The 20,010-nt window shown below is 71.5% G+C and carries 23 protein-coding genes; 7 read left to right on the top strand and 16 right to left on the bottom strand.

The features are described 5' to 3' along the window. Positions 1 to 164: 164 nt before the first annotated feature. Positions 165 to 1,142 (bottom strand): ROK family protein, encoded by a 978-nt coding sequence (locus IEJ02_RS42645; RefSeq protein ID WP_191069694.1) that lies wholly within the window; start codon positions 1,140 to 1,142, stop codon positions 165 to 167. A 145-nt stretch (positions 1,143 to 1,287) separates the two neighbouring features. Between IEJ02_RS42645 and IEJ02_RS42640 the strand changes: the two genes are divergently transcribed. Together IEJ02_RS42640 and IEJ02_RS42635 are read left to right on the top strand one after the other, a co-directional pair. Next, positions 1,288 to 2,355: a LacI family DNA-binding transcriptional regulator gene (locus IEJ02_RS42640; RefSeq protein WP_191069693.1), complete on the top strand. Its 1,068-nt coding sequence runs from the start codon at positions 1,288 to 1,290 to the stop codon at positions 2,353 to 2,355. 220 nt (positions 2,356 to 2,575) lie between these two features. After that, positions 2,576 to 3,028: a hypothetical protein gene (locus tag IEJ02_RS42635; RefSeq protein WP_191069692.1), complete on the top strand. Its 453-nt coding sequence runs from the start codon at positions 2,576 to 2,578 to the stop codon at positions 3,026 to 3,028. A 39-nt stretch (positions 3,029 to 3,067) separates the two neighbouring features. Here IEJ02_RS42635 and IEJ02_RS42630 read toward each other — a convergent pair whose 3' ends face one another. After that, a complete protein-coding gene (locus IEJ02_RS42630) occupies positions 3,068 to 3,451 on the bottom strand; it encodes an SHOCT domain-containing protein (protein ID WP_191069691.1) in 384 nt (127 codons plus the stop codon). Between the two features lie 180 nt (positions 3,452 to 3,631). On the opposite strand from IEJ02_RS42630, the gene IEJ02_RS42625 reads away from it, so the two are divergent. Next, the gene (locus IEJ02_RS42625) at positions 3,632 to 4,264 is read left to right on the top strand and encodes a GAP family protein (protein WP_191069690.1); all 633 of its coding nucleotides are present in this window, start codon (positions 3,632 to 3,634) and stop codon (positions 4,262 to 4,264) included. A gap of 50 nt (positions 4,265 to 4,314) precedes the next feature. Here IEJ02_RS42625 and IEJ02_RS42620 read toward each other — a convergent pair whose 3' ends face one another. From IEJ02_RS42620 to IEJ02_RS42595, 7 genes are all read right to left on the bottom strand, one after another. After that, positions 4,315 to 5,526 carry a hypothetical protein gene (locus tag IEJ02_RS42620; protein ID WP_191069689.1) on the bottom strand — a complete coding sequence of 404 codons (1,212 nt, stop codon included), beginning with the start codon at positions 5,524 to 5,526 and terminating at the stop codon, positions 4,315 to 4,317. A gap of 127 nt (positions 5,527 to 5,653) precedes the next feature. After that, positions 5,654 to 6,946 carry a DUF6986 family protein gene (locus tag IEJ02_RS42615; RefSeq protein WP_191069688.1) on the bottom strand — a complete coding sequence of 431 codons (1,293 nt, stop codon included), beginning with the start codon at positions 6,944 to 6,946 and terminating at the stop codon, positions 5,654 to 5,656. 156 nt (positions 6,947 to 7,102) lie between these two features. Beyond that, complete coding sequence (locus IEJ02_RS42610; RefSeq protein ID WP_191069687.1) at positions 7,103 to 8,065, bottom strand: electron transfer flavoprotein subunit alpha/FixB family protein; 963 nt, start codon at positions 8,063 to 8,065, stop codon at positions 7,103 to 7,105. Between the two features lie 54 nt (positions 8,066 to 8,119). Then, positions 8,120 to 8,905: an electron transfer flavoprotein subunit beta/FixA family protein gene (locus IEJ02_RS42605; protein WP_191069686.1), complete on the bottom strand. Its 786-nt coding sequence runs from the start codon at positions 8,903 to 8,905 to the stop codon at positions 8,120 to 8,122. 264 nt (positions 8,906 to 9,169) lie between these two features. Further along, entirely contained in the window at positions 9,170 to 9,676 is a 507-nt protein-coding gene (locus tag IEJ02_RS42600; protein ID WP_191069685.1) for a flavin reductase family protein, read from the bottom strand. A 55-nt stretch (positions 9,677 to 9,731) separates the two neighbouring features. Continuing rightward, on the bottom strand, positions 9,732 to 9,812 hold the full coding sequence (locus IEJ02_RS50595) for a putative leader peptide (RefSeq protein WP_317986063.1): 81 nt from the start codon (positions 9,810 to 9,812) through the stop codon (positions 9,732 to 9,734). A gap of 58 nt (positions 9,813 to 9,870) precedes the next feature. Continuing rightward, positions 9,871 to 10,230: a TlpA family protein disulfide reductase gene (locus tag IEJ02_RS42595; protein WP_199334534.1), complete on the bottom strand. Its 360-nt coding sequence runs from the start codon at positions 10,228 to 10,230 to the stop codon at positions 9,871 to 9,873. Positions 10,231 to 10,413: 183 nt separating this feature from the next. On the opposite strand from IEJ02_RS42595, the gene IEJ02_RS42590 reads away from it, so the two are divergent. After that, positions 10,414 to 11,145 (top strand): lysophospholipid acyltransferase family protein, encoded by a 732-nt coding sequence (locus IEJ02_RS42590; RefSeq protein ID WP_137976770.1) that lies wholly within the window; start codon positions 10,414 to 10,416, stop codon positions 11,143 to 11,145. Between the two features lie 54 nt (positions 11,146 to 11,199). On the opposite strand, the gene IEJ02_RS42585 is transcribed toward IEJ02_RS42590, so the two are convergent. From IEJ02_RS42585 to IEJ02_RS42575, 3 genes are read right to left on the bottom strand one after another with little or no spacing between them, the layout of a single operon-like run. Next, on the bottom strand, positions 11,200 to 12,261 hold the full coding sequence (locus IEJ02_RS42585; protein WP_191069684.1) for a threonine aldolase family protein: 1,062 nt from the start codon (positions 12,259 to 12,261) through the stop codon (positions 11,200 to 11,202). After that, entirely contained in the window at positions 12,258 to 13,040 is a 783-nt protein-coding gene (locus IEJ02_RS42580; protein WP_191069709.1) for an SDR family NAD(P)-dependent oxidoreductase, read from the bottom strand. The genes IEJ02_RS42585 and IEJ02_RS42580 overlap by 4 nt, the downstream gene beginning before the upstream one ends. A 50-nt stretch (positions 13,041 to 13,090) precedes the next feature. Further along, complete coding sequence (locus IEJ02_RS42575; protein ID WP_191069683.1) at positions 13,091 to 14,488, bottom strand: DUF6421 family protein; 1,398 nt, start codon at positions 14,486 to 14,488, stop codon at positions 13,091 to 13,093. Between the two features lie 308 nt (positions 14,489 to 14,796). Between IEJ02_RS42575 and IEJ02_RS42570 the strand changes: the two genes are divergently transcribed. Next, positions 14,797 to 15,480 (top strand): glycerophosphodiester phosphodiesterase, encoded by a 684-nt coding sequence (locus IEJ02_RS42570; RefSeq protein ID WP_191069682.1) that lies wholly within the window; start codon positions 14,797 to 14,799, stop codon positions 15,478 to 15,480. 134 nt (positions 15,481 to 15,614) lie between these two features. Here IEJ02_RS42570 and IEJ02_RS42565 read toward each other — a convergent pair whose 3' ends face one another. Beyond that, a complete protein-coding gene (locus tag IEJ02_RS42565) occupies positions 15,615 to 16,172 on the bottom strand; it encodes a GNAT family N-acetyltransferase (RefSeq protein ID WP_191069708.1) in 558 nt (185 codons plus the stop codon). A 192-nt stretch (positions 16,173 to 16,364) separates the two neighbouring features. Between IEJ02_RS42565 and IEJ02_RS42560 the strand changes: the two genes are divergently transcribed. Then, on the top strand, positions 16,365 to 16,757 hold the full coding sequence (locus IEJ02_RS42560; RefSeq protein ID WP_191069681.1) for a VOC family protein: 393 nt from the start codon (positions 16,365 to 16,367) through the stop codon (positions 16,755 to 16,757). A 336-nt stretch (positions 16,758 to 17,093) separates the two neighbouring features. Here the strand turns inward: IEJ02_RS42560 and IEJ02_RS42555 are convergent, their stop codons facing one another. The 3 genes from IEJ02_RS42555 to IEJ02_RS42545 form a co-directional block, all read right to left on the bottom strand. Continuing rightward, positions 17,094 to 17,570, bottom strand: a complete 477-nt coding sequence (locus IEJ02_RS42555) for a glycine-rich domain-containing protein (RefSeq protein WP_191069680.1) — start codon at positions 17,568 to 17,570, stop codon at positions 17,094 to 17,096. Between the two features lie 357 nt (positions 17,571 to 17,927). Continuing rightward, entirely contained in the window at positions 17,928 to 18,122 is a 195-nt protein-coding gene (locus tag IEJ02_RS42550) for a hypothetical protein (RefSeq protein ID WP_191069679.1), read from the bottom strand. Positions 18,123 to 18,211: 89 nt separating this feature from the next. Then, entirely contained in the window at positions 18,212 to 18,670 is a 459-nt protein-coding gene (locus IEJ02_RS42545) for a recombinase family protein (RefSeq protein WP_191069678.1), read from the bottom strand. Between the two features lie 144 nt (positions 18,671 to 18,814). Here IEJ02_RS42545 and IEJ02_RS42540 point away from each other — a divergent pair, with 144 nt between their 5' ends. Beyond that, positions 18,815 to 19,996 carry a helix-turn-helix domain-containing protein gene (locus IEJ02_RS42540; RefSeq protein WP_191069677.1) on the top strand — a complete coding sequence of 394 codons (1,182 nt, stop codon included), beginning with the start codon at positions 18,815 to 18,817 and terminating at the stop codon, positions 19,994 to 19,996. The last annotated feature ends 14 nt before the right edge of the window (positions 19,997 to 20,010 follow it).

Raw genomic sequence — 20,010 nt, 5'->3', positions numbered from 1 at the left:
GCCCGGGAAGGGGTTCGTCGTCGTTATCGCCGCCCTTGACGCAGACGACGAGCCGCCGGGCCGCTCCGGTCGCCGTTGCCGCCGTCCGGAGCGGGAGAGGCCGTGTCATCCGGCTCCGCGCCGCCCGGCCCGGCCGTGGCGCGCACCACCTTGACCGCGCGGCCTCAGTCGCCGGTGGGGCGTGCGCCCGCCGCCGGGCCGAACCCCTCCAGCCGTGCCTCCTGCGCCGCCGCGGCGGCCGCGCCCACCACGCCCGCGTCGGTGCCCATCTGCGCCGGGACGACCTCCAGCCCCTGGACGAACGACAAGGTCGCGTAGTCGCGCAGGGCGCGCCGCAGGGGCGCGAAGAGCACATCCCCGGAGCCCGCCACCCCGCCGCCGATCACCGCCACCTCGATCTCGACGAGCGCGGCGGTCGCGGCGATCCCGGCGGCCAGGGCCTGGGCGGCCCGTTCGAAGGAGGCCCGCGCGACCGGGTCACCGGACCGCGCCGAGGCGGCGACGGCCTTCGCGCTGGTGTCGCCGTCCGGCCCCGGGCGCCAGCCGCCGTCCAGGGCGCGGCGGGCGATGTTGGGGCCGCTGGCGATCCGCTCCACGCAGCCGCGTCCACCACACGGGCACGGGTCGCCGTTCAGCTCCACGCTGATGTGGCCGATGTGCCCGGCGTTGCCGGTCGGGCCCGGGTGCAGTCGGCCGCCCAGGACCAGCCCGCCGCCCACGCCGGTGGAGACCACCATGCACAGCGCGCCCTGACGGCCGCGCGCCGCGCCCTGCCAGTGCTCGGCGGCCGTCATCGCCGGCCCGTCGCCGACCAGCGACAGCGGCAGTGCGCCGGTGGTCTCCCGGACCCCGGCGACCAGCGGGAAGTCACGCCAGCCGGGGATGTTGACCGGGCTGACGGTGCCCACGGAAGCGTCCACCGGGCCCGCGCTGCCGATGCCGACGGCGGCGACCCGCGACCAGTGCGCGGTGGCCGCGAGCTCCTCGAGCACGGCGGTGACCTGGCGCATCACCGTGGCGCCGTCCTCCTGGGCACGGGTGGCACGGCGGGCCCGTACGACCAGTTTTCCGCTCCCGTCCACCAGAGCGCCCGCGATCTTGGTCCCGCCGATGTCCAGTGCGGCGATGAGGTCACGTGGCATAGGTGTCGACTCTCCTGGTGGGCATGCTGGTGGGCATGGGCGTGTTCGCTGTGCGGCAATAGTCTTCCCGGCGCTGACAACGTTGTCCAGGGGCTATGCTCGTCACTCCCTCCCCCACGACGACCAGCGACGGGACGAGCGCACTGTGACCGACACCGCCCCGGGCACCGCCAGCCGCACCCCCACACGCCGTTACGGCACCCGGCCCACTATGAAGGATGTCGCCGCACGGGCCGGGGTCGGCCTCAAGACCGTCTCCAGGGTGGTCAACGGCGAACCGGGCGTCACCCCCGACACCGAGCGCCGCGTCCAGGAGGCCATCACCGCGCTCGGCTTCCGCCGCAACGACAGCGCCCGCATTCTGCGCAAGGGCCGTACGGCGAGCATCGGACTGGTCCTGGAGGATCTGGCCGACCCTTTCTACGGTCCGCTGAGCCGCGCCGTCGAGGAGGTCGCCCGGGCCCATGGCGCGCTGCTGATCAACGGGTCCAGCGCGGAGGACCCCGAGCGGGAGCAGGAGCTGGTGCTCGCGCTGTGCGCGCGCCGGGTCGACGGTCTCGTCATCATCCCGGCCGGTCATGACCACCGCTATCTGGCGCCCGAGATGGCGGCCGGGGTCGCCACCGTCTTCGTGGACCGGCCGGCGGGGCGCATCGACGCCGACGCCGTGCTCGCGGACAGCTTCGGCGGTTCCCACGACGCCGTCGCCCATCTGATCGCCCACGGCCACCGCCGGATCGGCTTCCTCGGCGACCTGCCGGGCATCCACACCGCCGCCGAGCGGCTGCGCGGCTATCACGCGGCGATGAGCGAGGCCGGGTTGCCGGTCCATGACGCCTGGGTCTCGCTCGGCCCCACCGATCCGGAGCGGGTCCGGGCCGCGGCCACCACGATGCTGGACGCCGCCGAGCCGGTCACCGCGCTCTTCGCGGGCAACAACCGGGTCACCGTCACGGTCGTCCGGGTCCTGGCCGAGCGCCCCGCGCCCGCCGCGCCGGTGGCCCTCATCGGCTTCGACGACTTCGAGCTCGCCGATCTGCTCTCCCCCGGGATCACCGTCATAGCCCAGGACTCGGCCCAGCTCGGCCGCACCGCCGCCGATCTGCTCTTCCGCCGCCTGGACGGCGCGGGCGGGGACCCCCGGCGGGTCGTCCTGCCGACCCGGCTGATCCCGCGCGGCTCGGGCGAACTGCCCCCGCCCGCGGCATCCTGAGCACCCGCTCCCCCAACGGCACGCCGTCCCCGAACGTCCGATCGGCCTTTCCTCTCGGCCTTTCCCCGAACGGGCCCGCTTCCCCGAACGGGCCCGCTTCCCCGAACGGGCCCGCTTCCCCGAACGCCTGAACGGCCCCGCCCCGGTTGCCCCGGCCTCCCCCCGCCCCGAGGGTGGAGGCGGAGGGCCCGGGGCCGTCCGACGGAACGAGGGAGACGCGATGAGCGGGCGCCGAACGCGGACGATCTGCGCGGTGAGCCTCATGGCCGTGCTGGCGCCGGCCGCCGTCGGCTGTTCGGACGGCGGGGGCACCCCGTCGTCCAAGGTGTCCCGGGCCTCCGCCGCCATCGCGTCCGCGAGGGCGTCGGCACAGGCCGAGCTGGACAAGATCAAGGGCGGCTCCCAGGCCAGGCGCGAGGTGAAGGTCGGCCGGGTGAGCCGCGACGGCACGGGACGAGCCGTGGCCCCGCTGACCGTGACCAACGAGAGCGAGCACCCGGCCGGCTACGCCATCGAGGTCAACTTCCGCGACGCGAGGGGGCACTTGGTGGACGCCGTCGTCCTGCGCCTGTCCAAGGTGCCCCCGAACCGGCCCACCCCGGCCACCGCCCGCAGCCACCGCGAGCTCACCGGCCGCGTCACGGCGACCGTGGGCACGGCGGTGCGGTACTGACCGCCAAGACCACCGGGCCCACGGGGCCCACCGGACCTCTCAGGCGGCGAGCACCTTGGCCTTGGCGCGCTCGTACTCCTCGGGCGTGAGGTCGCCGTGGTTCTTGAGCTCCACGAGGTGCGCGAGCTCATCCGCGCGGCCCGTGGTGGCGGTCGTCCGCACGAACTCCCGGAAGTCCGCCTCCGCCTTCTCGGCCCGCCTCATCTCCCGCATGCCCATCTCCCGGCCACGTGCCACCAGATACACGAGGACGCCGAGGAAGGGCAGCACCAGGACGAAGACGGTCCAGCCCGCCTTGGCCCATCCGTTCAGCGAGTCGTCGCGGAAGAGATCGGCGAACACGCGGAACAGCAGGAACAGCCACAGGATCCACAGAAAGACCCACATCGTGGTCAGGAAAACATTCAGCAGTGGATAGTCCATCGTCTGCCTCCCGTCGGACATGCCCGGCGGGGCCACCAGGGTCCCACCAGGGCCCACGTCTTCAGCTTACGGCGGCCCCCGGTCGGCGCAGCAGCGGATGCCACGCGGGCGGGCGGTGCGTACCAATGGGAGGAGGGCGGGGCGTCACCACGCGGCGGAGGCCGGAAGGGCGGGTGGGCCATGGAGCTCCAGGTCCTCCCCCTGGCCGTCACGATGATGGCGGGGCCGCAGATCGTGGCCGCCGTCGTCCTCGTGACCACGGCGCGGCCGGTGCGGGTGGGCCTGGCGTTTCTGCTGGGGGTGGCGATCGCCACGGTGGCGGGAGTCGCCCTCGCCCGGGGGATCTTCGCACTGCTGGGGCAGGCGTTCGCACCGGGCAACTCCTCCGATCGGGGTGTGGCCGCGGTCGTCGTCCAGCTGGTGCTGGTGGGGCTGCTGGCGCTGGTCGCGGTGAAGAACGTGGTGAAGCGGCGGACGGTCGAGCCGCCGAAGTGGCTGGGCTCGCTGATGGAAGCCGGTCCCCGTAAGGCGCTCAGGACCGGCCTTCTGATCATCCTGCTCATGCCGTCCGACATCGCGGTCATGCTGACCGTGGGGGCGAATCTGGAGCAGCATGACGCGGGGTGGACGGCGGCGCTGCCGTTCGTCGCCGCCACCGTGCTGCTCGCGGCACTGCCGCTGCTGTTCTACCTCCTCCTCGGCGACCGGGCGCGGCGCGCGATGCCCCGGCTCCGGGAATGGCTGACCACCCACAGCTGGGTGGTCAACGTCGCCGCGTGTCTGATCTTCATCGTGCTCATCCTGGCCCCCTGACGGCGTGTGCGCGGGCCCCGGCTGACGGCGTGTGGAACGGACGACCGGCTTCAACCGCCCCGGCCGTGTGCGCCGGTGCGGCCCGTGGCGGCCAGGAGGGCGATCACGGCGAGGGCGGCCAGCAGGATCAGCACCAGGAAGAGCACCGTCAGCACGGTGGGGTGGTTCCACAGGGCGAACACCGCGACCGGCACCAGCAGGGCCGTCGTCGTCAGTCCCCGCCGGTGGTCGGCGGTCCAGGTGCCGGCCCGGCCGGTGCGCATCCCATGGGCCGCGCCCCAGCGGGCCGCGCTGTCGGCGAGGACCTCGGCCCGGCCGCGCACCGTGCTCGGCAGCCGCCCCGGTCCTGCCAGATAGGCGCCGAGCGCGACCACGAGGCCGAGCACCAGCACGGTGAGCACGGTGACCCGCAGGAAGCGCACCACCGTGTCGAAGAGGACCGAGGCGGCCGCCCGGGACAGCACGCTCGTCGGCACATGGTCGAGGTAGTAGCGGCGGCCCACCACGAGGGCCAGGGCCAGGGCGAGGGAGGTGAGCGCGGTGCCCAGGGCCGCGCGGGCGAGCGCCCGGCGGCGCCGGCGGGCGAGCAGCACGCCCGTGCCGCCGAGGGTCACCGTCAGCGCGGGCAGCCAGTTCCCGGCCAGGTCGAGCAGGCGCGCCGACCGCCGAAAAGTGTCGAGCCGGTCGGAGTGGAAGAGGACGAGCCGCTGGTGGATGTCGGGGATGCCGGTCACCGCGGGGAGCCCGGCGTCCACCAGCTGCTGTCTGACCCGCTCCACGGCGGCGCCGACGTTGAGGGTGACGGTGTGGCCCTCGACGCCGACCGGCCCGCCGCCCTTGCCGGTGAGGGCGCCCACGACGGCGGTGTGGGCGGCCCGGTTGGCGCCGGTCCACACGGCGGGGAACTGCTCGCTGCGCACGATGTGGGCGGCCACCTTCCGCACCGCCTGGTCCAGGGCCGAGTCCAGTTGCGGGGCCAGCCCCTCGATGGTGTCGGCGGCCCGCTCGGGAAGGCCGTGGGCGCGCAGCCAGGAGGCGATGTCGGCGGTGATCTCCTGGCTGTTGTGGCGGATGTCGACGGCCTGGCTGACCTGGTCCACGGCGGTGTCCTGGATCGCCGGGTCCTTCGCGAGCGGGGCGACGGTCGCCACGTAGCGGTCGGTGTCCAGGACGATGTCGTGGACCCACACCGTCAGCACGGACACCGGTACGAGGAGGCAACCGAGCAGGATCAGCAGGGCCGACACGGCGCTTCTGGCCATGACACCCATCTCCCGCCCTCACCGGCGGGGCCGCATCCCGGGTGACACGTGCGGGTGAGCGGATGTGGCCAAGCGGATCAGCGGGGCGGGCCGATCCGCGGGCTCCCGCGGCTCTGGTGTTCCGGGGTCAGGAGGCGGCGGGGGCGACGCGGCCCGCCAGCGCGTCGAGTTCGGCGCGGCCGAGCCCGGTCAGCCGCTCGACCTCGGCGCCGTCGAGGGCCCCGCAGTCCAGCCCGCGCACCAAGTGGCCGCTGAGCGCCTTCGCGGTGGCCGGTTCGTCGGCGATGCCGGTGCCTGTGGCCGTACGGTCCACATACGCGGCGAGCCGTTCCGCCGCCGCCTCCAGGCCCTCGCGGTAGAACGCGTAGACGGCGGCGTAGCGGGTCGGGAGGTGGCCGGGGTGCATGTCCCAGCCCTGGTAGTACGCGCGCGCCAACGACCGCCGGACCAGCCGGTGGTGGAGCCGCCAGGCGTCGTGGACCCGCTCGGTGGGGCCGACCGGCAGCACGTTGGTGGAGCCGTCGGAGAGCCGTACGCCGGTGCCCGCGGCGGCGACCTGCATCACGGCCTTGGCGTGGTCGGCCACGGGGTGGTCCATGGACTGATGGGCGGCGCCGACGCCACAGGAGGCGCTGTAGTCGAAGGTGCCGTAGTGCAGTCCGGTGGCCCGCCCCCCGGCGGCGTCGATCATCCGGGCGACGGTGGCGCGGCCGTCCGGGCCGAGGATGGCCTGGGTCGTCTCGATCTGGATCTCGAAGCCGATGCGGCCCGGGGCGAGCCCGTGCGCCTTCTCGAACTCCCCACACAGCCGGGCCATCGCGGTGACCTGCTCGGCGTACGTCACCTTGGGCAGGGTGAGCACCAGGCCGTCCGGCAGCCCTCCGGCCGCCATCAGCCCGGTGAGGAAGATGTCCAGGGTGCGGATGCCGCGGTCGCGTACGGCGGCCTCCAGGCACTTCATGCGGATGCCCGCGTAGGGCGGCGCGGTGCCCTCGGCGCGGGCGGCCGCGACGAGCGAGGCGGCGCGGGCGGCCGCGGCGTCCTCCTCGGCGTCGGGGCGGGTGCCGTACCCGTCCTCGAAGTCGATCCGCAGATCCTCCACGGGCTCGCGCTCCAGCTTGGCCCGCACCCGGGAGTGGACGGGCTCGGCGAGCTCGTCGGGGAGGCCGAGGACGGCGGCGAAGGAGGCGGCGTCGGGGGCGTGCCGGTCGAGGGCCGCCAGCGCCTGCTCGCCCCAGTCGCGCACCGTATCGGCGGTGTAGAGGTCGGCGGGGACGTAGACGGTGTGGACGGGCTGGCGGGTGCCCGGGTCGCCGGGGTAGCGGCGGGCGAGCTCGGCGTCGACGGCGGCGAGGGAGTCGGCGATGGACGCCCGTACGGCATCGGGCAGGCTGGTCCGCACCGTCTTCCGAGGCTCCATGTCCTTCGCCGCCCTTCTCGCCATTTCCGCTGTACGGAAACGATGATCCGTGCGGTGAAGTTAGCCAGCAACGGAACGGCGGGTCAACACCCTCCTGGTGGCCGCGAGGCCCCGCACGCGCATCGCATACGGGGCCTCGCGGGGGTCCGGCGGGCGTCAGCCCTTGCGGGACTTGACCTCCTCGGTCAGCTGCGGGACGACCTCGAAGAGGTCGCCGACCACGCCGTAGTCGACCAGGTCGAAGATCGGGGCCTCGGCGTCCTTGTTGACGGCCACGATGGTCTTCGAGGTCTGCATACCGGCGCGGTGCTGGATCGCGCCCGAGATGCCCGCCGCGACGTAGAGCTGCGGCGAGACGGTCTTGCCGGTCTGGCCCACCTGGTTGGTGTGCGGGTACCAGCCGGCGTCCACCGCGGCGCGCGAGGCGCCGACGGCCGCGCCGAGGGAGTCGGCGAGGGCCTCGACGATGGGGAAGTTCTCCGCGCCGCCCACACCGCGGCCGCCGGAGACCACGATCGCGGCCTCGGTCAGCTCCGGGCGCCCGGTCGACTCGCGCGGCGTGCGCGAGACGACCTTCGTGCCGGTCGCCTTGTCGGAGAAGGAGACGGTCAGTGGCTCGACCGCGCCCGCGGCCGGGGCGGCCTCCACGGCGGCCGAGTTCGGCTTCACCGTGATCACCGGAGTGCCCTTGCTGACCCGGGACTTGGTGGTGAAGGCGGCGGCGAACACCGACTGCGTGGCCACCGGACCATCGTCACCGGCCTCCAGGTCCACGGCGTCGGTGATGATGCCCGAGCCGATGCGGACCGCGAGCCGGGCCGCGATCTCCTTGCCCTCCGCGGAGGACGGGAACAGTACGGCGGACGGCGACACGGCCTCGTACGCGGCCTGGACCGCGTCCACCTTCGGGACGACGAGGTAGTCGGCGAACTCGGGAGCGTCGGCGGTCAGCACCCGCACGGCGCCGTGCTCGGCGAGGGTGGACGCGGTGTTCTCGGCACCGGAGCCGAGGGAGACGGCGACGGGCTCGCCGATGCGGCGGGCCAGGGTCAGCAGCTCCAGGGTGGGCTTGCGGACGGCACCGTCCACGTGGTCGACGTAGACAAGGACTTCAGCCATGGGAATCGCTCTCCTGCGAAATGCGAAAGATCTGGGACGGGCGGCGGGAACCGGTCAGATGAACTTCTGACCGGCCAAGAACTCGGCGAGCTGCTTGCCGCCCTCGCCCTCGTCCTTGACGATCGTGCCCGCGGTGCGGGCCGGACGCTCGGTGGCGCCGTCCACGGCGGTCCAGGCGCCTTCGAGACCGACCTCGTCCGACTCGATCTCCAGGTCCTCCAGGTCCCAGGACTCCACCGGCTTCTTCTTCGCCGCCATGATGCCCTTGAACGACGGGTAGCGGGCCTCACCGGACTGGTCGGTCACCGACACGACCGCCGGAAGCGACGCCTCCAGCTGCTCGGTCGCGGTGTCCCCGTCACGGCGGCCCTTCACGGTGCCGTCCTCGACCGACACCTCCGACAGCAGCGACACCTGCGGCACGCCGAGGCGCTCCGCCAGCATCGCCGGGAGCACTCCCATGGTGCCGTCGGTGGAGGCCATCCCGCAGACCACCAGGTCGTAGCCGGCCTTCTCGATGGCCTTGGCCAGCACCAGCGAGGTGCCGAGCGCGTCGGTGCCGTGCAGATCGTCGTCCTCGACGTGCACGGCCTTGTCCGCCCCCATCGACAGCGCCTTGCGCAGCGCGTCCTTGGCGTCCTCCGGGCCGACGGTCAGCACGGTGATCTCGGCGTCATCGGCCTCGTCGGCGATCTGCAGGGCCTGCTCGACCGCGTACTCGTCCAGCTCCGAGAGCAGGCCGTCCACGTCGTCGCGATCGACGGTCAGGTCTTCGGCGAAGTGCCGGTCGCCGGTGGCGTCGGGCACGTACTTCACACAGACAACGATCCTCAAGCTCACGCCGGCTCTCCTACTGCATCGTCTCTACCGAGCTGCCTTGTTGCTGGCAGCATAGGCGCCTTCGGGGGCGGGACCCGGGCGGTACCGCGGGCGGTTTCCCGCCCGGGCGGCCCATGCACCGCGGCAAAATATTACTCGTCAGTACACCCAGCTCATTCCCCGTACGCAACCCGCGTGAACTGTGACCTTGCCAACGGTAGTGATCAACACGAGGGGTACATGCCAACCAGCGAGGCACGGGCGGGCCGCGGAGCGCGGCGAGGGTCAGTCGCGGAGCGCGTTGAAGCGCCCCTGGTGGTACAGCAGCGGACGGCCGGCCCCGGCCGCGGTACCCGTGGTGACCTCGCCGATCAGCACCCGGTGGTCCCCGGCGGGTATCCGGGCCACCACCCGGCACACCAGCCACGCCAGCACCCCGTCGAGGACCGGTACGCCCTCCGGCCCCGAGCGCCAGCCGGTGGCCGGCCCGAAGCGGTCGGCGCCGCTGCGCGCGAAGGTCGCGGCCAGCTCCCGCTGGTGCTCGCCCAGAATGTGGACGCCGACGTACTCGGCCTCGGAGAGCACCGGCCAGCTCGAGGAGCCGGTGCCCACGCCGAAGGAGAGCAGCGGCGGCTCGGCGGCCACGGAGGCGAGGGAGGTGGCGGTGAAGCCGACCGGGCGGGTGCCCTGGGCGGTGATCACGGCGACGCCTGAGGCGTGCCGGCGGAAGACGGAGCGGAAGAGGCCGGATGTCGTCAGCGGGGACGTGCCGAGGTCGTGCGTCGCCGTCATGGAGTCGTCCTTCTTCTGGAGGTACGGGCGGGGGGCTGCGCTTGTCCTCGTTCGCTCACCCGCCCGGACACCGTGCGCCGGCGGTCCGCAGCAGGTCCACGTGCACACGTCCGTAAAGAAGGGGTCCAGGCCGCATGCCGTTCACCCTGACCACGCCGGGTGCGGACCGTCAAGTGGGGCCGGGGCACGGTGGCTCACACGGCATCACCCAGAGCGGCGATGACATCGGCCCGGCGCGGCGGCCCGGAGGCCCGCCGTACGACCCGCCCGGCCGCGTCGAGCACCAGCACGGTGGGGGTACGGGCGATGTCCAGCGCCCGCACGAGCTCCAGCCGCGACTCGGCGTCGATCTCGATGTGCGCCACGCCGTCCACCATCGCGGCCACCTCGGACAGGGTCCGCCGGGTGGCCCGGCAGGGCTGGCAGAAGGCGCTGGAGAACTGGACCAGCGTGGCCCGCTCCCCCAGTTCCGCGCCGAGCTCGGCGGCGCCCAGCCGCCGGCTTCCGTCGCCGTCTCGCACCTGTCTCCTCCCGGTCGGGCCTCCCTGGTGCAGCGCCCTGGGCGGCCCGGGGATTCCCCGGCGGCGCCCCGACGTGATGAGGATCTCTCGTCCGGGCCGCGCCGCGCGGTAGCACAAAGAGACGACATCGGGCACCATCTGCCAGAAGCCGGATACCTACGGCCGCGTAACTTCCGCCGGGAGAACCCTCCCCAGGCATACGACGAAGGGTCCTCAATGGCAGAGCTCGTCTACCCGCCGGTGATCGGCATCGCCCGCACCATGTTCAAGGCGCTCGATCTGCGCTTCGACATCAAGGGCACCGAGAATGTCCCGCAGCGGGGTGGCGCGGTTCTGGTGAGCAACCACATCGGCTATCTCGACTTCGTCTTCTGCGGGCTGACCGCCCGTCCGGCCAAGCGGCTGGTGCGGTTCATGGCGAAGGAGTCGGTCTTCCGGCACAAGGTCTCCGGGCCGCTGATGCGCGCGATGAAGCACATTCCGGTGGACCGCGCGGCGGGCATGGACGCGTACAAGCACGCCCTCAAGTCGCTGCGCTCCGGCGAGATCATCGGCGTCTTCCCGGAGGCGACGATCTCGCGGTCCTTCACGCTCAAGAACTTCAAGTCCGGCGCGGCCCGGCTGGCGCAGGAGGCGGGCGTCCCGCTGCTGCCCATGGCGCTGTGGGGCACCCAGCGGCTGTGGACCAAGGGCCAGAAGCGGGCGCTGGGCCGCCATCACTTCCCGATCACGATGCGGGTGGGCGAGCCGATGGAGGCCGACCCGACCGAGCCCTCGGACACCCTGACCGAGCGGCTGCGCGGCCGGGTGCAGGAGCTGCTGGAGGCGGCGCAGCGGGCGTATCCGGTGCGGCCCAAGGGCCCGGACGACACCTGGTGGGTCCCGGCCCACCTGGGCGGCACCGCCCCCACCCCGGACGAGGCGCTGGCCCTGGACCGGGGCCGTTAGGACGGACGGCCGCGGGGCGGGCCCGACGGCCCGCCCGTACGCTCCGCGGACGGCCTACCGGCCCATCTCCTCCTTGAGGGCCGCGATGAAGCCGTCCACGTCCTGCTCCGTGGTGTCGAAGGAGCACATCCAGCGCACATCGCCCGCGGCCTCGTCCCAGAAGTAGAAGCGGTAGCGCTTCTGGAGGCGTTCGCTCACCTCGTGCGGGAGCCGGGCGAAGACCGCGTTGGCCTGGACCGGGTGGAGGATCTTCACCCCGTCCACCGCGCGCACGCCGTCGGCCAGCCGCTGGGCCATGGTGTTGGCGTGGCGGGCGTTGCGCAGCCACAGGTCCTTGGCGAGCAGGGCCTCCAGCTGGACGGAGATGAACCGCATCTTGGACGCCAGCTGCATGGACAGCTTGCGCAGATGCTTCATGGCGCCCACCGCGTCCGGGTCGAGGACGACGACGGCCTCGCCGAAGAGCATCCCGTTCTTGGTGCCGCCGAAGGACAGGATGTCGACGCCCGCCGCGTTGGTGAACGCGCGCATCGGCACGTCCAGGGACGCGGCCGCGTTGGCTATCCGGGCGCCGTCGAGGTGGACCTTCATCCCGCGCTCGTGCGCGTGGTCGCAGATGGCCCGGATCTCGTCCACCGTGTAGACGGTGCCCAGCTCGGTGTTCTGGGCGATCGAGACCACCTGCGGCATCGCCCGGTGCTCATCGTCCCAGCCCCACGCCTGGCGGTCGATGAGCTCGGGGGTGAGCTTGCCGTCCTCGGTGGGGACGGTGAGCAGCTTCAGCCCGCCGACGCGCTCGGGCGCCCCGCACTCGTCCACGTTGATGTGGGCGGACTCGGCGCAGATGACCGCGCCCCAGCGGTCGGTGAGGGCCTGGAGGGCGACGACGTTGGAGCCGGTGCCGTTGAAGACCGGGAACGCCTGAGCGTGCGGGCCGAAGTGGCTGCGCATGACGAACTGCAGATGCGCGGTGTAGTCGTCCTCGCCGTAGGAGACCTGGTGGCCTCCGTCGGCGAGGGCGAGCGCGGCGAGGATCTCCGGATGGGTGCCGGCGTAGTTGTCGCTGGCGAAGCCGCGCACCTCGGGGTCGTGGTGGCGGCGGGCGTCGGTCCTCACGGCTTGGGGGTCAGCCACTGGCGGGTTCCGTTCACTTCCCGGGCGGGCCGGTCCCAGAGTCCGGTGATGGCCTCGGCCAGCTCCTTGACGTCCGTGAAGCCCGCGAACTTCGCGTTGGGGCGCTCCGCCCGCATGGCGTCGTGCACCAGCGCCTTGACCACCAGGATGACAGCGGCCGCCGGCGGACCGCCCTCGCCCCCCAGTTTGCGGAAGGAGTCGGCGAGCGCGAGCGTCCACGCCTCGGCGGCGGCCTTTGCGGCGGCGTACGCGGCGTTGCCCGCGGTGGGCTTGGACGCGCCCGCCGCGCTGATCAGCACATAGCGGCCCTTGCCGCTGCGCAGCAGGGCGTCGTGGAAGGCGAGGGAGGTGTGCTGGGCGGTGCGGATCAGCAGATTGTGCAGGGTGTCCCAGTCGGCGAGCGGGGCGTCGGCGAAGGTCTTGCTGCCGCGCCAGCCGCCGACCAGGTGGATCAGCCCGTCGACCCGGCCGAACTCCTTCTCGGTGCGGTCGGCCCAGGCGCGGGCGGCGCCGAGGTCGAGCAGGTCGACCGTCTCGCCGGTGACGACGGCCCCGCCGTGGGCGTAGCGCGCCGCGTCCACGGCCTCGGCCAGCCGCGCCGGGTCGGCGTCGGAGGCGACGACGGTGGCGCCCGCCTCGGCGAGCCGGAGCAGCGTGGCCCGGCCCGCGGGGCCGGCCGCGCCGGCCACCGCCACCACCGCACCGTCCAGCGGCCTCTCGCCCGGCTCGTTCGGGCTGGGGCTCGATGTCGGTGTGGTCATGCTCGCCGCCTCCTCGTCCTGCGCCGCCTGGGGGCTGTGCGCCTCCGTGCTCATGCCGCCGCCGGTAGATCGCTGCCGGCCGTGATCCCCTTGGTGGAGGCCACCACGTCCCGCAGCTTCTTCCCGAGCGCCTCGTAGAACATGCTCAGCGGAAACTCGTCGGGGAGCACGTCGTCGACGAGTTTGCGCGGCGGCTGGCTCAGGTCCAGGGCTTCGGGGCCCTTGGCCCAGACCGAGCCGGGGTGCGGGGCGAGATAGGTCGACACCAGCTCGTACGCCTTGAACCAGTGGACGAGCTTGGGGCGGTCGATGCCGTCGCGGTAGAGCTTCTCGATCTCGCCGCACAGCTGGTTGGTGACCTGCGAGGCGCGGGACCAGTCGATGTGCAGGGTGTTGTCCGTCCAGCGTACGACGTCGTGCTGGTGGAGGTAGGCGAAGAGCAACTGGCCGCCGAGCCCGTCGTAGTTGCGGACCCGCGCGCCCGTGACCGGGAACCGGAACATCCGGTCGAAGATCACGGCGTACTGGACGTCACGGCCCTGGGCGACGCCCTCGGCCTCCAGCTTCACGGCCTCCTTGAAGGCGGTGAGGTCGCAGCGCAGCTCCTCCAGTCCATACATCCAGAACGGCTGCCGCTGCTTGATCATGAAGGGGTCGAACGGCAGGTCGCCATGGCTGTGGGTGCGGTCGTGGACCATGTCCCACAGGGCGAACGCCTCCTGGCAGCGGTGCTGGTCGGCGAGCATGTCCCGGATGTCGTCCGGGAGTTCGATCCTCAGGGCCCGGACGGCGGCCTCGCTGACCCGGCGGAACCGGGCCGCCTCGCGGTCGCAGAAGATGCCGCCCCAGCTGAACCGCTCGGGGGCCTCGCGGACGGCGATGGTCTCGGGGAAGAGCACCGCGGAGTTGGTGTCGTAGCCGGAGGTGAAGTCCTCGAAGGCCAGTCCGCAGTAGAGCGGGTTGTCATAGCGGGTGCGCTCCAGCTCGGCCAGCCAGTCCGGCCAGACCATGCGCAGCACCACGGCTTCCAGATTGCGGTCCGGGTTGCCGTTCTGTGTGTACATGGCGAAGACCACGAGGTGCTGGAGGCCGTCGGCGCGCGTGCGGGCGGGCTGGAAGGCGAGCAGCGAGTCGAGGAAGTCGGGGACGCCGAAGCCGCCCTCGGACCAGCGGCGCAGATCCGCGACGAGCGCCCGGTGGTAGTCGGCGTCGTGCGGCAGCAGCGGGGCGAGCTCCTCGATGGCCCCGATCACCCGGGCGATGGTCGCCGCGGCGGTCTCCCGAGTGGGTGCGCCCTCGGCGTCGAAGTCGATGGAACCGTCCTTGGACTGCCACGGGCGAAACGTTTCGACAGCGTCCTTGAGGGTTGGCCATGCCGGATGATCGACCACACGCTCTGCGGACAGAACGACACCTTCAGCTATCGCAGACGAAAGGATTTCCGTCATGACCACTCCTTCGCCGGAGAAACTCGCGTATGACCACCGTATCTATGGACGCTCCCTCACTCAAGCGACGGTACGGGAAATCATCCTGCGCCACACCCGCACCACCGCAGTTTTTCCTGCCCCCATCGGCTCGGCTCATGCCACGGCCCCGCTTGAACGGTCCTGTCATGAGCGGCCGGTATGGTGTGCGCCGGTCCGGGCGGCCCGTCCGCCGCGTGCCGATGCATCAGCCACCCCACTGCCTCCCCCGACCCGACGAAGACGACCCGACGAAGGCCGTCGAGGGCCGTCAGAAGAGCGAGACAGCGTTGACTTTTCTCACCATCGGACACCGCGGAGTGATGGGTGTCGAGCCGGAGAACACCCTGCGGTCCTTCGTCCGCGCCGAGCACGAGGGCATGGACGTCATCGAGCTGGACCTCCACCTCAGCAAGGACGGCGCGCTCGTGGTGATGCACGACGCGGACGTCGACCGCACCACCGACGGCAAGGGCCCGATCAGCGACTTCACCCTCGCGGAGCTGCGTGAGCTGGACGCCGGGGAGGGTGAGCGGATCCCGGTCTTCGAGGAGGTCGTGGACGCCGTGGAGGCGCCGCTCCAGGCCGAGATCAAGGACACGGCGGCCGCCCGGGCGCTGGCCGAGGTGCTGACCCACCGCGATCTGCTGGACCGGGTGGACATCCTGTCCTTCCACGACGAGGCGCTCGCCGAGATCCGCACCCTGCTCCCGACCGCCCGCACCGCCCTCGTGGCCAGCCGCTACGGCCTCGATGTGATCGACCGGGCGCATGCCGTCGGCGCCGGGATGCTGGTGCTCAACATCCGCAGGCTGACCCTGGAGCTGGTGGAGAAGGCGCACGCCGACGACCTCAAGGTCATCGGCTGGACCGTGAACACCCCCGACCATCTGAAGCTGGCCCGTGGCCTCCGCCTGGACGGCGCCACCACCGACTTCCCGGAGATCCGGCGGGCGGCGCGCTTCACGGCGTGACGCACTCAGCGCTCCGCTGGAAGTGCCGCGATGCGTCGTCGGCCGTCTGCGGCGCCGTCGTGGCTGAGTGGCGCTCCGGGGTCCTTGGAGGCCCGCAGAGGCGTCCAGAAGGGCTGGATCGAGGGCTTGAACGCTCAGACGAGGGGCTTGATCAGCAGCTCGAACTCGAGGTCGGCGCGGCGCGGCACGCCGAAGCGCTCATCGCCGTACGGGAACGGGGTCATCCGGCCGGTACGGGCGTAGCCGCGCCGCTCGTACCAGGCGATCAGCTCCTCGCGGGCGGAGATCACCGTCATATGCATCTCCTTGGCGCCCCACTCCGCCCGCGCGAACCGCTCGGCCTCGGCGATGATCACCTTGCCCAGGCCGCCGCCCTGGAGCGCGGGACGGACCGCGAACATGCCGAAGTAGGCGTGGTCGCCGCGGTGCTCGAGCTGGCAGCAGGCGATCAGCTCACCGTTCCGCTCGACGATCATCATCCGGCTGTTCTCGGCCCCCACTACTTCCGCGACGCCCTCCGGATCGGTGCGCTGCCCGTCCAGGATGTCCGCTTCCGTGGTCCATCCGGCGCGGCTGGCGTCCCCGCGGTAGGCCGACTCGATCAGGGCCACCAGCGCCTCCACATCGGCCTCGGTGGCCGTGCGGAAGGTGAGGGGGTCGGTGGCTCGTACGGTGGCGTCCGCGGTGTCCATGGCGTCGGCGGGGTTCCCTTCGGTGACGGCCGGTGGCCGGTGGCCGGTGGCTGGGTGGCTGCTGGTGTGGCGGCCGGTGGCCGGTGTGGCGGTCAATGGCTGGTGTGGCGGTCAATGGCTGGTGTGGCGGTCAATGGCGGCGAACAGACCTTAACCTGCCCCGAAGGGGCCGGGTTGCGTAGGGTCGCGGGCATGGTTCACGTACTGAGCAGCCGCATCCTGCTGCGGCCGACGGACCCCGAGCGCTCCCGGGCGTTCTACGGCGAGGCCCTGGGCCTGGCGGTGTACCGGGAGTTCGGGACGGGCCCCGAGCGCGGCACGGTCTACTTCCTCGGCGGGGGCTTCCTGGAGGTCTCCGGCCGCTCGGACACCCCGCCCGCCCCGGGCCTCCAGCTGTGGCTCCAGGTGGCGGACGCGGCGGCGGCGCACAAGGAGTTCATCGCGCAGGGGGTCGAGGTGCTGCGGCCGCCGAAGAAGGAGCCGTGGGGGCTGGTGGAGATGTGGATCGCGGATCCGGACGGCGTGCGGATCGCGGTCGTGGAGGTGCCGGAAGACCATCCGATTCGATACCGGCCGGGGATCTAACAGCAGCCAGACACAAAAGAGCCCCGCCCGGCACCACGGGGGTGAGCACACGAACGGGGCCGCTGGTGGGACTGATGACCTACGGAACGACGCCCTTACCGCCACACCTGTTGCACGGGACGGCGTAGGCGATCCCACCGACCGCGATAACCGTCGCCGTCATCCGCGGTCCTCGTCGACGCGTACACCCGCAGGCGTTCGCAGGGCGAGGCTGGGGGCCACGAAGCCGCTCAACGACAGCCACGAGCCCTCTCCGATCGGGGTTCACCCACTGTATCGACATAGCCACCTCCCGTGGTGATGGTACGTGCCGTCCCTCCGCCGGTCAGTCAGTTGTCAGTTCGGGCCGCTCGGACCGTCGCCCTCGCCGCTGCCCGTGCAGCTCCCCTCCGGACCGCCGGGGCTGTGCTGGCAGTGAGCCGCGACCGGGATGGAGGTCTCGCCCGGCGCGAGCCACAGCACGTCATCCACGGTGTAACCCATCGCGACGATCTGGGCTCGGGTCTTCGTCAGTGCCGCGGGGTCTCGGTTCTCCGGGTCCGGGCGCTCCGGGACGTGGTGGATGAACGTGCCGACCTTGTCGCACAGCCGTCGGTAGACGCGGGTGTGGAGGATGAGCGCGTGCCACCCCTCGTCGACGGCCCTGGACGGGGTGAGCGGTTCCGGGGCGGTTGCGACGGCCGCGACGTATTTCACCGCCTCGTCGACGATGCGACCGGCCAGTCCCGGCGCCATGTCGGGGTTGCTGACCATCACCGTGTCGATGACGGCTGCACGGTCCTCGTCGGACAGTAGAGCTGTACCGTTGCTCATGCGCGTGCCTCTTCTCTGTGAGTGGTGCGCTGTCCTCGTCCCGGTCGTCAGCCTCCAAGCACTCGACCGGGGCGGGGTTGGCTACGTTCGGCCCCCGCCCCTCATCCCGTCGCATGTCACCGGGCTCGGAGCGGGGACCACGGTCCGGGAGGAGCCGACCAAAGCACTCCCGGACCGCTTCCTGCCTGCCTGGCTTTCCAGCGCCCGACAGTCAGGGGTCTTCATGCGGGGGGCCTTGAGAACGTCCCTTCCACGTCTCAAGAGCCCCCGCCGGCGGCGTGGGCATGACGCGCGAGGAGCGTCCGCCGCCGACTCTCGTCCCCTCTGCAGCCGGTGAGGGTGGGGACGAGGAAGTCATCAAGCGGGGTGGCTGGCAGCTTCCTGGAACTGCACCAGCCGTCGCTGTCGGTCTTCCGCGACCATAATCAGGTCCGAGAGAGCAAGCTGAAGCAGCTTGATCGCAGCCTGCGCGTCTTCGAGCGACGTCGACGGATCAGCCAGGTAGCGCGACGATGCCCTGATGGCTGCGCGCCCCCGGTCCTCGAACGTCACAGCGGCTTTTTCGCAAGGCGTCATGGTCGCAACTCGCGTAATCGCCTCTCGCCGCGACATGCGGTCGTCGTCTCTGCTGGAGTACCAGGTCACGACGCCGTCCCATCGTGACGAACTAGCGTCGTCCCCGGACGGACCTGAACCCCGCTGGCACGGATCCGACGCAGGACCGCGTCTCGGGAACCAGGCGGAGACAGAGGGGCCGCAGCGTCTTCGACGGCTACGCAGGTTCCACCGATGTCGGTGACGAGCTGCCGCAGATGAGCACGAACGACCGGGAGATACGCGATGCGGTTCCAGGTCGCCACCAGACACACGATGCGGCGTCCCCGGCCTTCCTGCTTCATTGCCGCGATCATCCCTTGCCAGAACGGCCGACGTTCACCCACGGCGGCATCCCCGCGATCGACCCATTGACCCGCAACGTCCCATTTCATCTCGGCCGCGTAGGCTCGACAGAGGCTGATGCGGGCGAGCAATCGATCCGTCTGACTGGTCCCTTCGCGGTCGTAGATGAATACGAGGGTGTTTGACTCGTCGGTGGTCATTGCGGCTCCCCGGTCACTGACTTCCCCTGTGTGACCAGATAACTACGGGTGACTCCTGATCAGTTAACACAAAACTTGCACAACGGGGCGTCAGAACCCTTGGGAGGGAGGGACGAACGGACTTTCCCGTGCAACAGTTGGGCCATGCACAGCGCACCGTCAGCGGGCGAGAACATCGCGGTATTGCGTAAGGTCCGTGGGCTGAGCCAGACGGCTCTCGCCCGGCAAATGGGGATCACGCTCTCGTATCTGAGCAAGATCGAGACTGGACTTCGCCCGGCTACTCCGCCGAACGTGGCAGCAGCGGCGAGCGCCCTGAAGGTCACGACGGCCCGCATCTACGGCGATCCATTCGCTGATCCGTCGAAGCAGCACGAGCTGATGGACGCCCTCCGAACCGTCGTACGTCGTCACACGCTGCCGCGTGAGGACGTTCCGCCTCCTGGCGAACTGGCGGCGTCCCTCAAGCGGGCCGCCCAGCTCCGTGCCGATACCGACTATCTGAAGCTGCTCCAGCTCCTCCCCAAGCTTCTCGGTCAGGTCACCGCAACGGCCATGGAGAGCGACGGTGACGCAGTGGCGTGGGGGCAGGTGGCCGACGTCTATAGCTGTGCCTACGCCTGCGCTCACCGTTTCCGTCAGCCGGACCTGGCGGACATGATCGTGTCACGTCAGCAGTGGGCAGCTCAGCAGACATGGAATCCCGAGGCCGTGGCTGCTGCGGCATGGAACGAGGCGGGGACGTACCAGTCAGCCGGCGAGTACTCCGACGGGCTGGCCATCATCGAGCGCGCCATCGTCCAGTACGAGCGGACGCCGGGCGACGACCTGGAACGCGTCGTCCATCTGGGATCGCTCCATCTCCGCGGCATCGTCCTGGCCAGCCGCCACGAGGACGCCAACGCCACCGCGGACCACGTCAGGCGGGCAAAGGCGATGGCGGAGAGGATCAGCGGGCCCGACGTTCTTCAGCACAACCTGACGTTTGGCCAAGGCAACACCGCGCTGTACGAGCTGGCTGCGCAGATCGAACTGAACCACCCCGACAAGGCGGCCGAAGTAGCGGCCCCGCTGCTCAAGAACCCTCCCGCAGGGCTCAAGCCGTCACGGGTCGGTCGGCTGGCCATCGACGCTGCGCGTGCTCGCCTGGCAACGAAAGATCTCGTCGGGGCCGAGGACGCGCTGAAGTACGCCTTCCACGTCGCTCCGCAGATGGCGGAGATCCACCCCATGGCGCGGGAAGTGCTCCGCGTCCTCTGGACCCTCCACCAGCGCAGCCGACCGGATCTGCTGGCGATGGCCAAGCGGTCCGGACTGGCGTCCTGAGAACGCGAAAAGCC

Source organism: Streptomyces sp. 5-10, from assembly GCF_014712245.1.
Lineage (GTDB): Bacteria > Actinomycetota > Actinomycetes > Streptomycetales > Streptomycetaceae > Streptomyces > Streptomyces violaceusniger.
This window is presented reverse-complemented; position numbering and strand designations above follow the sequence as displayed.

Excerpts from the sequence above, each read along its gene's own strand:
- IEJ02_RS42630 (WP_191069691.1), bottom strand. The coding sequence starts at position 3,451 with ATGGACTATCCACTGCTGAATGTTTTCCTGACCACGATGTGGGTCTTT.
- IEJ02_RS42590 (WP_137976770.1), top strand. The coding sequence starts at position 10,414 with ATGGCAGAGCTCGTCTACCCGCCGGTGATCGGCATCGCCCGCACCATG.
- IEJ02_RS42555 (WP_191069680.1), bottom strand. The coding sequence starts at position 17,570 with ATGAGCAACGGTACAGCTCTACTGTCCGACGAGGACCGTGCAGCCGTC.
- IEJ02_RS42645 (WP_191069694.1), bottom strand. The coding sequence starts at position 1,142 with ATGCCACGTGACCTCATCGCCGCACTGGACATCGGCGGGACCAAGATC.
- IEJ02_RS50595 (WP_317986063.1), bottom strand. The coding sequence starts at position 9,812 with ATGCGGCCTGGACCCCTTCTTTACGGACGTGTGCACGTGGACCTGCTG.
- IEJ02_RS42600 (WP_191069685.1), bottom strand. The coding sequence starts at position 9,676 with ATGACGGCGACGCACGACCTCGGCACGTCCCCGCTGACGACATCCGGC.
- IEJ02_RS42620 (WP_191069689.1), bottom strand. The coding sequence starts at position 5,526 with ATGGCCAGAAGCGCCGTGTCGGCCCTGCTGATCCTGCTCGGTTGCCTC.
- IEJ02_RS42545 (WP_191069678.1), bottom strand. The coding sequence starts at position 18,670 with ATGACCACCGACGAGTCAAACACCCTCGTATTCATCTACGACCGCGAA.
- IEJ02_RS42635 (WP_191069692.1), top strand. The coding sequence starts at position 2,576 with ATGAGCGGGCGCCGAACGCGGACGATCTGCGCGGTGAGCCTCATGGCC.
- IEJ02_RS42615 (WP_191069688.1), bottom strand. The coding sequence starts at position 6,946 with ATGGAGCCTCGGAAGACGGTGCGGACCAGCCTGCCCGATGCCGTACGG.
- IEJ02_RS42610 (WP_191069687.1), bottom strand. The coding sequence starts at position 8,065 with ATGGCTGAAGTCCTTGTCTACGTCGACCACGTGGACGGTGCCGTCCGC.
- IEJ02_RS42625 (WP_191069690.1), top strand. The coding sequence starts at position 3,632 with ATGGAGCTCCAGGTCCTCCCCCTGGCCGTCACGATGATGGCGGGGCCG.
- IEJ02_RS42580 (WP_191069709.1), bottom strand. The coding sequence starts at position 13,040 with ATGACCACACCGACATCGAGCCCCAGCCCGAACGAGCCGGGCGAGAGG.
- IEJ02_RS42565 (WP_191069708.1), bottom strand. The coding sequence starts at position 16,172 with ATGGACACCGCGGACGCCACCGTACGAGCCACCGACCCCCTCACCTTC.
- IEJ02_RS42575 (WP_191069683.1), bottom strand. The coding sequence starts at position 14,488 with ATGACGGAAATCCTTTCGTCTGCGATAGCTGAAGGTGTCGTTCTGTCC.
- IEJ02_RS42540 (WP_191069677.1), top strand. The coding sequence starts at position 18,815 with ATGCACAGCGCACCGTCAGCGGGCGAGAACATCGCGGTATTGCGTAAG.
- IEJ02_RS42560 (WP_191069681.1), top strand. The coding sequence starts at position 16,365 with ATGGTTCACGTACTGAGCAGCCGCATCCTGCTGCGGCCGACGGACCCC.